General features: G+C 52.8%; 15 protein-coding genes. 10 read left to right on the top strand and 5 right to left on the bottom strand.

The window, feature by feature from the left end:
• The first annotated feature begins 130 nt into the window (after window positions 1-130).
• Window positions 131-733 carry a LolA family protein gene (locus RJ38_RS10215; protein ID WP_039018708.1) on the top strand — a complete coding sequence of 201 codons (603 nt, stop codon included), beginning with the start codon at window positions 131-133 and terminating at the stop codon, window positions 731-733.
• 23 nt (window positions 734-756) lie between these two features.
• Here RJ38_RS10215 and RJ38_RS10210 read toward each other — a convergent pair whose 3' ends face one another.
• A complete protein-coding gene (locus tag RJ38_RS10210) occupies window positions 757-1,335 on the bottom strand; it encodes a transglycosylase SLT domain-containing protein (RefSeq protein ID WP_039018707.1) in 579 nt (192 codons plus the stop codon).
• A 184-nt stretch (window positions 1,336-1,519) separates the two neighbouring features.
• Between RJ38_RS10210 and hspQ the strand changes: the two genes are divergently transcribed.
• Window positions 1,520-1,846, top strand: coding sequence for a heat shock protein HspQ (gene hspQ, locus RJ38_RS10205; RefSeq protein ID WP_039018706.1), 327 nt, complete (start codon window positions 1,520-1,522; stop codon window positions 1,844-1,846).
• Here hspQ and RJ38_RS10200 read toward each other — a convergent pair.
• The 4 genes from RJ38_RS10200 to RJ38_RS10185 form a co-directional block, all read right to left on the bottom strand.
• Complete coding sequence (locus tag RJ38_RS10200) at window positions 1,843-2,232, bottom strand: rhodanese-like domain-containing protein (RefSeq protein ID WP_039018705.1); 390 nt, start codon at window positions 2,230-2,232, stop codon at window positions 1,843-1,845. The two genes, hspQ and RJ38_RS10200, sit on opposite strands and share 4 nt — an antisense overlap.
• A gap of 9 nt (window positions 2,233-2,241) precedes the next feature.
• Window positions 2,242-3,822: a gamma-glutamyltransferase family protein gene (locus tag RJ38_RS10195; RefSeq protein ID WP_039018704.1), complete on the bottom strand. Its 1,581-nt coding sequence runs from the start codon at window positions 3,820-3,822 to the stop codon at window positions 2,242-2,244.
• Between the two features lie 97 nt (window positions 3,823-3,919).
• On the bottom strand, window positions 3,920-4,429 hold the full coding sequence (locus tag RJ38_RS18165) for an ATP-binding protein (protein WP_082005701.1): 510 nt from the start codon (window positions 4,427-4,429) through the stop codon (window positions 3,920-3,922).
• Complete coding sequence (locus tag RJ38_RS10185; RefSeq protein ID WP_039018703.1) at window positions 4,419-4,763, bottom strand: STAS domain-containing protein; 345 nt, start codon at window positions 4,761-4,763, stop codon at window positions 4,419-4,421. Before RJ38_RS10185 ends, RJ38_RS18165 begins: the two co-directional genes overlap by 11 nt.
• Window positions 4,764-4,864: 101 nt before the next feature.
• Between RJ38_RS10185 and RJ38_RS10180 the strand changes: the two genes are divergently transcribed.
• From RJ38_RS10180 to RJ38_RS10145, 8 genes are all read left to right on the top strand, one after another.
• Window positions 4,865-6,049: an acetyl-CoA C-acyltransferase gene (locus tag RJ38_RS10180; RefSeq protein ID WP_039018702.1), complete on the top strand. Its 1,185-nt coding sequence runs from the start codon at window positions 4,865-4,867 to the stop codon at window positions 6,047-6,049.
• A complete protein-coding gene (locus tag RJ38_RS10175; protein WP_039018701.1) occupies window positions 6,046-6,510 on the top strand; it encodes a GAF domain-containing protein in 465 nt (154 codons plus the stop codon). The genes RJ38_RS10180 and RJ38_RS10175 overlap by 4 nt, the downstream gene beginning before the upstream one ends.
• A gap of 144 nt (window positions 6,511-6,654) precedes the next feature.
• The gene (locus RJ38_RS10170) at window positions 6,655-7,227 is read left to right on the top strand and encodes a helix-turn-helix domain-containing protein (RefSeq protein WP_039018915.1); all 573 of its coding nucleotides are present in this window, start codon (window positions 6,655-6,657) and stop codon (window positions 7,225-7,227) included.
• A gap of 10 nt (window positions 7,228-7,237) precedes the next feature.
• Window positions 7,238-7,864, top strand: a complete 627-nt coding sequence (locus RJ38_RS10165) for a LysE family translocator (protein WP_039018700.1) — start codon at window positions 7,238-7,240, stop codon at window positions 7,862-7,864.
• Window positions 7,864-8,247, top strand: coding sequence for a GFA family protein (locus RJ38_RS10160; RefSeq protein WP_039018699.1), 384 nt, complete (start codon window positions 7,864-7,866; stop codon window positions 8,245-8,247). Before RJ38_RS10165 ends, RJ38_RS10160 begins: the two co-directional genes overlap by 1 nt.
• A gap of 14 nt (window positions 8,248-8,261) precedes the next feature.
• Complete coding sequence (locus RJ38_RS10155; RefSeq protein WP_039018698.1) at window positions 8,262-10,712, top strand: GcvT family protein; 2,451 nt, start codon at window positions 8,262-8,264, stop codon at window positions 10,710-10,712.
• Between the two features lie 22 nt (window positions 10,713-10,734).
• Entirely contained in the window at window positions 10,735-11,721 is a 987-nt protein-coding gene (locus RJ38_RS10150; protein ID WP_039018914.1) for a GlxA family transcriptional regulator, read from the top strand.
• 91 nt (window positions 11,722-11,812) lie between these two features.
• On the top strand, window positions 11,813-14,263 hold the full coding sequence (locus RJ38_RS10145) for a GcvT family protein (RefSeq protein WP_039018697.1): 2,451 nt from the start codon (window positions 11,813-11,815) through the stop codon (window positions 14,261-14,263).
• Window positions 14,264-14,365: the final 102 nt, after the last annotated feature.

Genomic DNA, 14,365 nt, shown 5'->3' with positions numbered 1-14,365 from the left:
TCATTCGCAGAATGCACGCCTGAGGTAAACACATTGGCAATGTGCAAGTTCGAACGGGCCGTCAGCAACACCTTGCCTATTTAAAAAGCTGTGGGGTGAAACTCGCGTCCGCTAGTTCTATATCTAGGTTATGAAAAAGAAATTGTTCCTGACCCCCGCTCTGCTCCTCGCGATGGCTTTCCCCGCTGCGGCAGAGATCATTTCCCTGACTGAATTGTCATCCTATTTAAATGGATTACGTACAGCTCAGGCAAGTTTCACACAGCTAAATGGCGATGGTTCACAATCGACCGGTACGTTTTACTTGCGCCGCCCCGGCCGTGCCAGGTTTGAATACAACAGTCCAGATGAGACATTGGTAATGGCGGGCGGCGGCCAAGTCGCGATTTTCGATGGAAAATCCAACACCGGCCCAGAACAATATCCGTTACGCCGCACACCGCTTTCAATAATATTGGCGCGCCGCGTCAATTTGAATGACGCAAATATGGTCGTAGATCATCGTGAAGACGGATCCAGCACGATTGTTACGGCGCGCGATCCAAGGCATGCGGAATACGGGAATATTCAGCTGGTTTTTTCAGACAATCCTGTTCAATTGCGCCAATGGATTATCACCGATGGAAGTGGCAATCGCACGGTCGTCAACTTGGACAACTTGGTGCCACAAAACAGCCTGTCTTCCCTGCTGTTCTCAATCCCTCATGAGGTAAACAGACGCAACGGTGACTAACCTTGCGCCTGCTTCAGGGGTTTTTACAAGCAGCCTCGCAACTGTTGTTGATACCGATTTGCGCGGCTCTGCACTCGAGAAGCCACTTGAACCAACCAAGCCTTCGCGCGGTAACTTCCGCGCGAATATCCGCCGCGACCCTCATGATAGGCCAGATATTGATTGCGCGCGTCTGACAACGAAATGTTCAACTGATCGCGCGTGTCGGTCATATACCAACCAATAAAATCAGTTGCATCATCGATATCATCGCGTTTCGCACCACGTCGGCCAGTATCTTTACGATACTCATCCCAAGTAGCATCCAGTGCTTGACTGTAACCGTATGCAGAACTTTGCCGTCCCATCGGGATCACACCAAGAGCGTATCGCAACGGCGTGCGCGCGTTCCCGATGAATTTACTTTCCTGATAAATTGTTGCCATTTGCACATGTACAGGAACACCCCAGCGGCGTTCACTTCTTTTCATTGCCCGTTCAAATGTCGGGCGTTGATCAAGAATGCTGCAGGCATTATCAAGGTTGCGCGGGGCTGAATTATTGCTGCTGCCACAAGCAGCGACAAATCCCAACAGGACTAAGGTGCGGAGTTTTTTACTCATCTAAATCTGCTCATTTTTCTTTTTTTGTTTCCTCATGATACCCTATTTCATCCCCAACGAAAACGGGTGTTCTTCATTTTTCCCATCAGATCGATCAGTTGGAACAAATATCGCGATTTTCCGCTTAGACGGCATAGACTTCTGTTTGCTCGGATCATACCTTTGTAATTGAAGGAATCTCCCCATGTTACAAGCGCGCGCAAAATATCATTTAGGCCAAGTGGTCCATCATCGTATTCACCCATTTCGCGGTGTCATCTTTGACGTAGATCCTGAATTCGCAAATTCCGACGAATGGTACGATGCGATCCCAGAAGAAAGCCGTCCTGCCAAAAAACAGCCCTATTATCATCTGCTCGCAGAGAATGAAGAAAGTTATTACATTGCCTATGTATCCGAACAGAACCTTGTAGAAGATACATCCGGGGTGCCCGTCGGACACCCCGACCTTGAAGGGATGTTCGGAAAAATCACTGACGGGAAATATGCATTGGACTTTGAATTAAACTAGTCCGTTGTTTCAATCGGCAATCCCGCAGCCTTCCATGCTTTAAAGCCACCGTCCAATTCAGCAACGTTCTCAAGCCCCATATCTTGCAGGGTCTTTGCACTAAGCGCCGAGCGCCAAGCCGACGCACAAAACAAAATCAACGTTTTGCCATCGGCAAGTTGCGGCTTAAAATATGGGCTGTCCGGTGCGACCCAAAATTCTAACATGCCCCGCGGCGCATGAAAGGCATTCTCGATGCGACCTTCACGTTGCAATTCGCGGATATCACGAATATCCACAAGCAGCGCCCGCCCTTCGGCGACATCTTGGCGTGCCGCGTCTATCGAAAGCGTGGTGATGTTGGCACGTGCGTTATCCAACATGTCTTGAAGTGGTGTAATTGTCATATCTAACCCTTAATATCCGATAGCACAGCCATCTTTTCGTGGATCTGACGCACCTTCCAACACACCGGCTTCATGGTCAATCCGAATGGCTTGCCCCCCGCCCAATGGGCCGTCTGGCACAACCACTTTATGTCCAAGATCAGTCAACTGTGCGCGTACCAAATCTGAATACCCGCGTTCGACCTTCAGCACACCTTCGTCCGCAAAGCTGCGCGGTGCATCTAGCGCAGATTGTGGATCCAACCCGAAATCGACCATATTCGAGACAAACCTCGCATGGCCATTAGGTTGATACGCCCCCCCCATAACCCCGAACGGCATGATCACTTCCCCAGCCCGTTCCAACATTCCAGGAATAATCGTATGCATGGGTCGCTTGCCCGGCCCAGCTTCATTTGGATGGCCCTTTTCAAGGGTAAACCCAGCGCCCCGGTTCTGGAAGATGATCCCAAATTTGTCCGAACTCACCCCCGCACCAAATCCGTGAAAAATTGAATAAATTAGCGATACCGACATCAAATCTTTATCTACGACCGTAAGATATACCGTGTCTTTGTGCACCTGCTCCGAAATCTTATACGGGTTATGCATTGCACGTTTCGGATCAATCAACGCAGCAAGCTTATCCGATGTGGCCGTCGACAACATGTGGTCGACCTGCGAAACCTCGCTGGGGTCCGCAATAAATCGGTTGCGTGCGTCATATGCCAATTTACATGCTTCTGCCTCAAGATGCGCGCGTTCACTGCCCCATGGGTCCATATCTGCCACGTCGAATTGTGCCAAAATATTATTCATCAAAATCGCAGTCGCGCCCTGACCATTTGGTGGATGCTCAACCAAATCGACCGACTTGTAACTCCCCGAAATCGGCGTTGTGTAGTCACAAGTATTCTCAGCAAAATCGTCAAGCGTGTGACTACCGCCAAGGGCGCGCAGCGACGCGACTAAATCTTCTGCGACCTCACCCTCGTAAAATCCAGCACGGCCTTCCATCGCAATGCGGCGCAAAGCTTCGGCTTGCTTAGGAGATCGAAAAATTTGTCCCGGTCGAGGCGCCCTACCATCAAAAAGAAAATCGGATCTTGCAGTGCCGTTTAGGGCATCCGTAAGCCCCACCCAATCAAAAGCAGTACGCGATGCGACCGGAACACCTGCGTCCGCATAGTGAATGGCTGGCGCAAGACAGGCTTTCAACCCCAATCGCCCCCAATCCATCGACAAGCGGCAAAATGCGTCAACAGCCCCAGGAATTGTGATTGTTTCAACGCCCCGTACGGGAATGTTGTCCAGCCCCTGTTCACGCAACGCCTCGGCGTTCAGACCAGCGGGTGATCGACCGGAGCCATTCAACCCAACGGTTTCTTTACCTGGCCCGGGGTTGAGTAGAACAAAACAATCCCCCCCAATTCCGGTCATCTGGGGTTCGCAAATTCCAAGCAGAACGCCCGCTGCGATTGCCGCGTCAACGGCATTCCCCCCGGCTTCAAGAATCTGGATAGCTACCTTTGCAGCAAGCGGGTGCGATGTCGCACACATGCCATTGCTTGCAAAAACTGATGAGCGCCCCGGCAATTGAAAATCACGCATTAATCATCCCCCAGATGGCGGAAAGCATGCGCGGTGTCAAACCGAAGTGCAAGAGACCGGAGATAGGTTTTTATTTGTCACGCAAGATCGTGGGCATTCAACTGGTCAGGATCGTGCGTTCAACATTGAGCAGAAACGTTAGTTTGTTTTTATCGCCGTCGCGTTCGTATCCCAACTCGTCCGCCAATTCACGGATTAGCATCCAACCAAAGCCACCTTCCGGCAAATCTTCCCTTGAACAACTCAGATCATGCTGTTTTCCCATTGGAGGGTTTCCGTCTGGCATCGGCAGACCATCATCAATGACTGTACAAAATAGGCCTCGACTGGTCCCTGATATATGCAATTCAATGACACCCGAGCGCTCACCTGCATATGCGTGTTCCACGATATTGTTCATAACTTCCGCCAGCACCAGCTCAACAGTGCCACAGTCATCTTGATTCAGATCCAAGTGCCCCAGACCGCTTAGTATGCTTTCCAGCGCCCGGCGGACTGCAAGTGGTTCACTCTGAAAAAACAATCTCAGTTCTGAATATTGCCTAGGATTTGTGTCGGTCTCGGTGTTTTTGGAATATAAAGAACCGAGTTGGTTATCACGATGCATTTACCCGCGTATCCCCGTCAGTTGCATTGCTGGTGCGAATTTCAAAGACTGAATCCATTCGCGTCAGGCGAAACACCTTTGCGACCGTTGGTGTTAGGTCTAAAAGGCATAACGTCTTGCCCATTGGCAATTGCTTCATGGATGCGACAACTGCGCCCAATCCCGAACTGTCAATAAATTCAACACTTGCCAAATTCAGCTCAATCTTATCCGGTCCAAATTCCGTCAATTTTCGCATTTTGTCTTTAAAGTCAATTGCTCCGGCGGCATCGATTCGTGCACCAGACGCTGTAATGACGAGTGTCTCGCCATGTGTTTCGGTTTGCAGTTCCATTTTGCGCTCCGCTAAAGGGTCGTTACGTTCAGGCTAGACGACAAACCTTACCATCCGGTATGAAAATCATATCAAATGCAACTTATCATCGGAGAGCCCCCATGAGTCAGAGAACAGTCGTTATCGCAGGTGCTGCACGCACGCCCATGGGTGGATTTCAGGGCGATTTTGCAGGCAGTGAGGCATCTGTGTTAGGAGGGGCCGCAATTGCAGGTGCCCTCCGCGATGCAGGAGCAAAAGCCGAACAAGTTGAAGAGCTTATGATGGGTTGTGTCCTACCTGCGGGGCAGGGACAGGCGCCAGCACGACAGGCAGGTTTTGCGGCAGGTCTTGGCGAAGCAGTTCCGGCCAGCACGCTGAACAAAATGTGCGGATCCGGCATGAAAACCGCCATGTCTGGTTATGATCAAATCATGGGCGGCAGTGCTGACATCATGGTCGCCGGAGGCATGGAAAGTATGACGAATGCGCCTTATCTGCTGCCCAAAATGCGCGAAGGCGCGCGAATCGGTCATCAAAACGTACAAGATTCGATGTTTCTAGATGGTCTCGAAGATGCCTATGACAAGGGCCGCTTGATGGGTACATTTGCCGAGGATTGCGCCGAGAAATACCAATTCACCCGCGAAGCCCAGGACGAATATGCGCTGAAATCCCTATCCAACGCCTTGGAAGCGGAAAAAACCGGAGCCTTTGACGGGGAGATCGTACCCGTGACCCTGAAAACCCGCAAAGGTGATGTGGTGATCAGTACGGACGAGCAGCCATCAAAAGCCCGCCCTGAGAAGATTCCTCAGCTGAAGCCTGCCTTCAAAAAAGACGGCACCGTGACGCCTGCAAATGCGTCTTCGATTTCGGATGGGGCCGCTGCTTTGGTTATGGCGTCCGAAGATGCCGCAAAAGATGCTGGACTGAAGATCCGCGCGCGGGTTTTGGGGCATGCAAGCCACGCTCAGGCCCCGGCTTGGTTTTCAACAGCGCCCGTGCCTGCCGCGCAGAAACTGTTGAAAAAGCTGGGCTGGGTCGTGGATGACGTAGACCTGTGGGAAGTAAACGAGGCCTTCGCTGTGGTCCCGATGGCCTTCATGCATGAAATGGGGATTTCCCGCGATAAAGTGAATGTGAACGGTGGCGCCTGTGCCCTTGGTCACCCAATCGGCGCATCTGGCACACGCATTATCGTGACCCTTTTGAATGCGCTGGAAAAACGTGGCTTGAAGCGCGGTGTCGCTGCGATATGTATCGGGGGCGGCGAAGGGACCGCGATTGCAATAGAGCTTCCATGACACATGTGAATTACAAAGAGCTGGCGGCAGTGATCGCCAGTCTGACCGAAGGCGAAACAGATGCGGTGGCCTTGATGGCGACAGTCGCTTGCGAGGTGCATCATTCGGATGATCGTTTTGATTGGACCGGATTTTATCGCAGCGTCGGCAATGACACGTTGAAAATCGGCCCTTATCAAGGTGGGCATGGCTGCCTTGTGATCCCGTTCACCCGTGGTGTTTGCGGTGCTGCGGCGAAAACAGGTGAGGTGCAGCTTGTGCCTGATGTGGAAGATTTCCCCGGCCATATCGCCTGTGCCAGTTCCACCCGATCTGAGCTGGTTTTGCCTGTTTACAATGGGGATGGCGCGTTGTTGGGGGTGTTTGATTTGGATAGCGATCAGCCAAATGCTTTTACCCAAGATGATGCAGATGCACTGACGTCTATATTGTCAGATTGTTTTGCACAGGCCATCGCCTGAGTATTTTGGGAAAGACGAAATCCTGAACCGGCGGTGGGTTTGCCGCAGCGCGGCGTAAGATTTTTCTTGCGCCGACTCTGTTTTTCCAGCATTCGTGAAAAAAGGCGTGAAATTTTCACGACATTCTTCACGGCAGGATCCCACGTGCGTCACGAGAACCCGAACAACAGCCAAAGCCTTGGCGCCGATCTGCGCACTCTGCGCAAGTCGCGTGATCTTACACTTCAGGCTTTGGCTGATAAGCTGGGAAAATCTGTCGGGTGGCTAAGCCAGGTTGAGCGCGATAAATCCGAACCCTCAGTTTCTGACCTGCGTGAAATCGGCGCGGCGCTTGATGTGCCAATTTCCATGTTGTTTGGTCAAAGCCCCGCCCCTGTTGAGGAACAAGGATATGTTGTGCGCAAGGGCGCGCGTCGCCCGATTGGGTCACGTGTTGCGGGCCTTGTGGAAGAACTTCTGTCGCCTGACCTGACCGATGACTTTGAAATGGTGCATTCCGTTTTTGAACCCCATTCAGAAGTTTCCGAAATCGTCACACGCCCAACCCAAGAGGTAGGTTATGTGATTTCAGGCAAGCTCGACCTGTGGATTGGCGGGCGGTATTTCACCATTCACCCAGGCGACAGTTTTCGCATTCGAGGTGAGCCACACCGCTGGATGAACCCCCATGATGAACCCTGTGTTGCGATCTGGGTGATCGCACCGCCGGTCTATTGAGGGGGCGTGCATGAGCTTTGAAGCTTGGACAATCTTCGTACTTTTCTGGATCGTCTTCGTAACGACGCCAGGACCGAACGCTGTGAATTGCATCACAAACGGCATGACCTTGGGGTTCACCCGCGCCCTGCCTGGTGTGCTGGCAATCCTGACACAGGCGACATTGTTCTTGATCCTGTCTGCCGTGGGCGTCACTGCGTTGATCACAGCCTCGCCCACGGCATTCTTCATCGCGAAACTGATCGGCGCGGGGTTCCTGATTTATCTGGGGATCAAAGGTTTTCTTACAGCAAAGACGCCAGTGAAGGCAGCTCAACGTCCGGCAAAGCATATCTATCTACATGCCCTCGCGGTTGCGGTGATCAACCCGAAAAGTGTTGCCGGATATCTGGCCGCGTTTTCACAATTCATTCAACCCGGCGTGCCCATCTGGAACCAAATGATCGTCATCATGCCCACAGCCCTGACACTGACGGGCCTGTCATACCTTGGCTTCACGGCCCTTGGCGCAGGCATTGGTCGCGCGGCCCTGAAAGCAGTGTTCAACGTCTGGATTCGCCGCGTTATGGCGGCCTGTTTCATCATCTACGGCATACTTCTGGGCTTCAGCAACATTCCACAACCGGAGACATCATAATGCACAAAGGGTCCTGCCAATGCGGCGCCGTCACTTATGAAACCAGTGCTGAATTGCGCCCGGTTGTTGCCTGCCACTGCACCCAATGCCGCAAAACATCTGGTCATTTCTGGGCGGCAACGCAAGTCGCAACAGATGCGCTGATCATCACCAATGACGCTGGCCTGAAATGGTTTCGCGCATCGGAAACTGCGCGACGTGGGTTTTGCCAGGACTGTGGATCAAGCCTGTTCTGGCAAATGGACAGCGAACCCAACACATCCATCGGCGCGGGCACTTTTGACGGGGAAACCGGGCTGAAAACCGCGAAACATATCTTTGTCGAAGACAAGGGTGATTACTACGACATCTGCTGCCACGCGCAGCAAATTGATACATACTAAAAGGGACAGAAAACATGTCAGATTTCCCCAAAAAGGCACGTGTGGTTATTATCGGTGGCGGTATCGTTGGGACTTCCAGCCTCTATCACCTCGCCAAGAAAGGCTGGACCGATTGTGTTCTTCTTGAAAAGAACGAGCTGACCGCGGGCTCGACCTGGCACGCAGCTGGCAACGTGCCCACTTTTTCGACATCGTGGTCGATCATGAACATGCAGCGGTATTCTACTGAGTTGTATTCAGGCCTTCCGGAAGAAGTCGACTACCCCATGAACTATCACCAGACGGGTTCCATCCGTTTGGCGCATACAAAAGAACGTATGCAGGAATTTGAGCGCGCCTGTTCCATGGGGCGCTATCAAGGCATCAAGATGGAAATCTGGACGCCTGAGCAGGCGAAAGAACACTATCCATTCTTGGAAACACATGATCTGGAAGGTGTGCTTTGGGATCCATCCGATGGTGACATTGACCCGGCACAGGTCACACAGGCCTTGGCAAAAGGCGCGCGTGATATGGGTGCAAAAATCCTGCGCTTCACCCCGGCCACCGGCGTGACCCAGAAGGAAGACAAAACCTGGATCGTTCACACCGAAAAAGGTGATATTGAATGTGATTTTGTGGTGAACGCCGGCGGGTATTATGCCCAGCGTATCGGCGAGATGTTCAAACCATATGGCGGCCGCACCGTGCCGATGATGGTGATGGAGCACCAATATCTGTTGACCGAACAGATCCCTGAGATCGAAGCCCATGTCAAAGAAACTGGCAAAAAACTGCCCCTCATTCGTGACGTGGATGTGTCTTATTACCTACGCCAGGAGAAGAACGGCTATAACCTCGGCCCTTATGAGCCAAACTGTAAAGCCCATTGGGTGGATGCAGATGACGCCATGCCCGAAGATTTCAGCTTCCAGCTGTGGCAGGAAGATCTGGACCGGATTGAAGACATCATGGTTGACGCCATGGCGCGTGTGCCGCTGATGGAAACTTCTGGCGTCTCTAGCGTCATCAACGGCCCGATCCCCTACGCACCGGATGGTCTGCCCCTGATCGGTCCAATGCCTGGTGTGGAAAATGCGTTCGAAGCCTGCGTCTTCACATTTGGCATCGCCCAGGGTGGTGGTGCCGGTAAAGTCATGGCGGAATGGATCGTGGATGGCCATACGGAATGGGACATGTGGTCTGTCGATCCGCGCCGTTATACCGATTACACCGACCAAGACTATTGTAATCAAAAGGGTGTAGAAATTTACGGCAACGAATACGCCATGCACTTCCCACGCCACGAATGGCCAGCTGGCCGTGACAAGAAACTGTCCCCCGTGCATGAAATGACCAAAGCCAATGGCGCGGTTTATGGTGTCTATAATGGTTGGGAGCGTGCCAACTGGTTTGCCCAAGCTGGTGATGACACCTCCCTTGAAGCGACACACACATGGGGGCGTTCCGGCCCTTGGACGCAGCGCATCAAGGAAGAATGCGAAGCCGTGCGTGACAATGTTGGCGTTCTGGATCTGCCTGGTTTCTCACGCTTCAACCTTGAAGGCGAAGGTGCTGCCGAATGGCTGCGGGGCATGGTGACAGGTGGTCTGCCAAAGGCTGGCCGCATGAACCTTGTCTATTTCTCAGACGCGCGTGGTCGTATCCTGACAGAGATGTCTTGCATGCGTCACGCCGAAGATCACTTCACCATGATCACCGCCGGTACTGCCCAGTGGCATGACTTTGAACTGCTGAAAAACGACCTGCCTGTGGGTCTGTCCCTGACCGACCACACGACGGAATGGGGCACCATGATCGTGACCGGGCCAAAAACCCGCGAGATGTTCGAAGGTCTGGGCGTTGAGGCCGATCTGACCTCTGGTTGGCTGACGCATCAGGATGCTGTTGTTGCCGGTACGCCTTGCCGTTTGGTGCGCGTATCCTTCGCGGGTGAACTGGGCTGGGAAGTGCACTGCCTAAACGAAAACCAGGCCGCGCTTTACACAGCGATCACAGCTGCTGGCGCGAAACCGTTTGGCATGTATGCGCTCGACAGTCTGCGTCTGGAAAAAGGCTATCGTGCATGGAAAGGCGATCTATCTAGCGATTATTCCCTGCTGGAAGGGGGCCTTGGGCGTTTTGTGAAACTCGATAAGCCACAGGATTTCCGCGGCAAAGCAGCGATCCAGGCCGAGAAGCAACAAGGCGCTAAGAAAGGCTTTGTCACCCTCATCATTGAGGCCAGCGACACAGACGCACCTTACATGTCATGCATCTGGAAAGACGGCGAAATCATCGGTGAAACCACGTCCGGTGGCTGGGGATATCGTGTGAATGCATCCATCGCTTTGGGCATGGTGCGCGCGGATTTGGCGACACCTGGTACCGAATTGGAAGTGGAGATCTACGGCGAGCGCTGCAAAGCGGTTGTCCAGGAAGACCAGCCGCTCTGGGATCCAGCCAACGAACGTCTGCGGGCGTAAGATGGACGGGCGGTTTCAGGATATGGCCACCCCGCGTGCCTCTGCCCCCGCAGAGCACCCGGAGTGGCATGTCGACATTTTGCTGACCGAAGGCTTTGTTTTGACAGAGCTCGCCTCAGTTGTTGATGTCCTGCGCATTGCCAATCGCGTGTCCGCGCATCCGCTGTTTCATTGGCACTACCGGTCTCGCAAGGGCGGACCGGTGGGGTGCCTAGCGGGCCTCAGCACCGATACGACACCCTTCCCAAGTCGCCCCACAGCTGACTATGCATTCATTCTAGGCAACTCCGATCCGGACTGCCCAGAACTGTCCATGAGGGCCACCATATCAACCTATAATTACCGCAATATCAAAGTCTTGTTGATGTCCGAAGCCGCCAGTCGTTACATCGCGGAAACGGGCGAACAACACAGCAATCACACCACACATTGGGAAAATCGCGCCCTGCTGGATGAACGTGGCACCCCTGGTGAAGGGTCATATGCTTTGGCCGTGGATGACGGTAAACTCATGACCTGTGCGGGCATGGGATCCACTGTTGATGTGACGCTGTCCCTGCTGCGCAATCACATGTCTGCGGCCGCTGTTGCGACTGTGTCAGACATTATGTTGCACGAGAAAATTCGGGGGTTCTCAACCCTGCAACCTTTCGGTGGCAAGGCGCTTTCTATCACCGGTGATAGCGACCTAGATCAGTGTATTGAGTTGATGCAGAACAACATGGAAGAGCCCCTTCAAATCGGTGAATTGGTGGCTTTGATTGGTATTTCGTCGCGATCCTTGGAACGTAAATTTCGCCATGTTTTGGGATCAACCCCCAACACATATTACCGCGAACTGCGGCTGAACCGCGCCAATACTCTGCTGCTGAACACATCCCTATCCGTGCGTGAAATCAGCCTTGCATGTGGTTTCCCGAATGGGTTTTCCAGCCTATTCCGCAGCCATTTTAGCGTGACACCTTTGGCACGCCGAAAAAGTCGTTTCAAAGTACAAATCACACAATAAATATACTAAATACGTCAACTTTGGCGCATATCAAGTATTTACTTCCCATTTTTCGTGCCACTCCTGATGCAACTTAACAAGGAGATCCGCCATGAGCACCCTTCCAGAAAAAGCCCGTGTCGTCATTATTGGCGGCGGTGTCATTGGCTGTTCCGTTGCCTATCACTTGACCAAACAAGGTTGGAAAGACGTTGTTTTGCTTGAACGCAAACAACTGACATCCGGCACCACTTGGCACGCTGCCGGCCTGATCGCGCAGCTGCGTGCAACTGCGAATATGACCAAGCTGGCGAAATATTCACAGGAACTTTACGGCGCGCTGGAAGAAGAAACGGGTGTTGCAACAGGGTTCAAACGATGCGGGTCAATCACTGTTGCCCTGACAGAAGAGCGCAAAGAAGAGATCTATCGGCAGGCAGCCATGGCGCGGGCCTTTGGTGTTGAGGTTGAAGAAGTCTCAGCGGAGCGCGTGTCTGAAATGTACCCGCATCTGAACATCGAAGACGTGAAGGGCGCGGTCTATCTGCCGAAAGATGGTCAAGGTGACCCCGCCAACATCGCACTGGCGCTTGCAAAAGGTGCGCGTCAACGTGGCGGCCTGGTGAAGGAACGCATCAAAGTCACTGGCATGACCAAAAATGGGCGTAACGTGACCGGCGTTGATTGGGTCTCTGATGGTGGGTCTGAAAGCGGTCATATCGAATGTGATATGGTCGTAAACTGTGCTGGCATGTGGGGCCATGAGGTTGGTAAAATGTCAGGCACCAATGTGCCGCTGCATGCCTGCGAACATTTCTACATTGTGACCGAACCTATTGAAGGGCTTAAACAATTGCCGGTTCTGCGTGTTCCCGATGAATGCGCGTATTATAAAGAAGATGCGGGCAAGATGTTGTTGGGCGCATTTGAGCCAACGTCAAAACCATGGGCGATGGATGGCATCCCTGACACGTTTGAGTTTGATCAACTTCCCGAAGATTTCGACCACTTTGAACCGATCTTGGAAAACGCCTGTAACCGTATGCCGATGCTGGCTGAAGCCGGTATTCATACGTTTTTTAACGGCCCTGAAAGCTTTACCCCTGATGATGCGTATCACTTGGGTCTGGCGCCTGAGATGGACAATGTTTGGGTCGCTGCGGGCTTTAATTCCATCGGTATTCAGTCCGCTGGTGGGGCTGGTATGGCCTTGGCGCAATGGATGGAAGCGGGTGAAAAACCCTTTGATCTTGGCGACGTAGACATCAGCCGGATGCATCCGTTCCAGGGCAACAAACAGTATTTGTTTGAACGGTCCAAGGAAACTTTGGGTCTTCTGTACGCAGATCACTTCCCTTATCGCCAGAAAGCCACTGCGCGTGGCGTGCGTCGCACACCGTTCCACCACCACCTGTTGGAACAGGGCGCTGTGATGGGCGAACTTGGCGGCTGGGAACGTGCAAACTGGTTTGCGAATGAAGGCCAAGAACGCGAATATCAGTATTCTTGGAAACGTCAGAACTGGTTTGAAAATTCCGCCGCTGAACATAAAGCCGTGCGCGAAAATGTTGGCATGTATGACATGTCTTCCTTCGGCAAAATCCGCGTAGAAGGCCGCGATGCAGAGGCATTTTTGAACTATATCTGCGGCGCGAACATGTCGGTTCCAGCAGGAAAAATCGTTTATACGCAGTTCCTCAACTCTCGTGCGGGGATCGAAGCAGACGTCACTGTAACCCGGATGTCTGAGACTGTTTACCTGGTCGTGACCCCCGCGATCACGCGTCTGGCGGACCAAACTTGGATGCGCCGTCACCTGGGTAATTTCAACGTGGTGATCACCGATGTGACCTCTGGTGAAGGCGTCCTGGCCGTGATGGGACCAAATGCGCGTGATCTGCTGGAAAAAGTGTCGCCGAATGATTTCTCCAATGATACCAACCCGTTCGGTACCGCACAGGAAATCGAGCTTGGCATGGGTCTGGCGCGTGCGCACCGTGTGACCTATGTGGGTGAGCTTGGCTGGGAACTGTATGTCCCGTCCGAAATGGCCGGTCACGCCTTTGAAACCCTGCATGAAGCGGGCCAGGATATGGGGCTGAAACTGTGCGGTATGCATATGATGGACAGCTGCCGGATCGAAAAAGGCTTCCGCCACTTTGGCCACGACATCACCTGCGAAGACAATGTGATTGATGCGGGTCTTGGCTTTGCTGTGAAAATGGACAAGCCTGATTTCATTGGTAAATCTGCGGTTATCGCGCGCAAAGAAACCGGCCCAAAGATGCGCATGGTTCAGTTCAAACTGTCTGATCCAGAACTGCTGCTGTACCACAATGAACCAATTTTGCGCGACGGTGAAATCGTGGGTTACATCAGCTCTGGCAACTATGGTCACACGCTGGGCGCTGCAATTGGCATGGGCTATGTGCCGTGCGAAGGCGAAAAACCAGCCGATGTTTTGGCATCCACCTATGAGATCGACGTCATGGGCACGCGGGTGAAGGCAGAGGCGTCCTTGAAGCCGATGTATGACCCAAAATCAGAGCGCGTGAAGGTCTGATCTAAACAAAGTTAACAGATCACAAATATTGAGGCGGGGTGAGACAACTTACCCCGCTTTTTCTTTGCATCATCATCCGTGATCCAGCGCCCCACAAAACCC

Source organism: Halocynthiibacter namhaensis (genome assembly GCF_000812685.1).
GTDB lineage: Bacteria > Pseudomonadota > Alphaproteobacteria > Rhodobacterales > Rhodobacteraceae > Halocynthiibacter > Halocynthiibacter namhaensis.
The sequence above is the reverse complement of the archived record's forward strand: the minus strand, read 5'-3'. Positions and strand labels throughout refer to the sequence as shown.

Bases quoted from the DNA above. Each gene is read 5' to 3' on its own strand.
- RJ38_RS10165 (WP_039018700.1), top strand. From the start codon at position 7,238: ATGAGCTTTGAAGCTTGGACAATCTTCGTACTTTTCTGGATCGTCTTC.
- RJ38_RS10150 (WP_039018914.1), top strand. From the start codon at position 10,735: ATGGCCACCCCGCGTGCCTCTGCCCCCGCAGAGCACCCGGAGTGGCAT.
- RJ38_RS10200 (WP_039018705.1), bottom strand. From the start codon at position 2,232: ATGACAATTACACCACTTCAAGACATGTTGGATAACGCACGTGCCAAC.
- RJ38_RS10180 (WP_039018702.1), top strand. From the start codon at position 4,865: ATGAGTCAGAGAACAGTCGTTATCGCAGGTGCTGCACGCACGCCCATG.
- RJ38_RS10145 (WP_039018697.1), top strand. From the start codon at position 11,813: ATGAGCACCCTTCCAGAAAAAGCCCGTGTCGTCATTATTGGCGGCGGT.
- hspQ (WP_039018706.1), top strand. From the start codon at position 1,520: ATGTTACAAGCGCGCGCAAAATATCATTTAGGCCAAGTGGTCCATCAT.
- RJ38_RS10215 (WP_039018708.1), top strand. From the start codon at position 131: ATGAAAAAGAAATTGTTCCTGACCCCCGCTCTGCTCCTCGCGATGGCT.
- RJ38_RS18165 (WP_082005701.1), bottom strand. From the start codon at position 4,429: ATGCATCGTGATAACCAACTCGGTTCTTTATATTCCAAAAACACCGAG.
- RJ38_RS10160 (WP_039018699.1), top strand. From the start codon at position 7,864: ATGCACAAAGGGTCCTGCCAATGCGGCGCCGTCACTTATGAAACCAGT.
- RJ38_RS10185 (WP_039018703.1), bottom strand. From the start codon at position 4,763: ATGGAACTGCAAACCGAAACACATGGCGAGACACTCGTCATTACAGCG.
- RJ38_RS10175 (WP_039018701.1), top strand. From the start codon at position 6,046: ATGACACATGTGAATTACAAAGAGCTGGCGGCAGTGATCGCCAGTCTG.
- RJ38_RS10210 (WP_039018707.1), bottom strand. From the start codon at position 1,335: ATGAGTAAAAAACTCCGCACCTTAGTCCTGTTGGGATTTGTCGCTGCT.
- RJ38_RS10155 (WP_039018698.1), top strand. From the start codon at position 8,262: ATGTCAGATTTCCCCAAAAAGGCACGTGTGGTTATTATCGGTGGCGGT.
- RJ38_RS10195 (WP_039018704.1), bottom strand. From the start codon at position 3,822: ATGCGTGATTTTCAATTGCCGGGGCGCTCATCAGTTTTTGCAAGCAAT.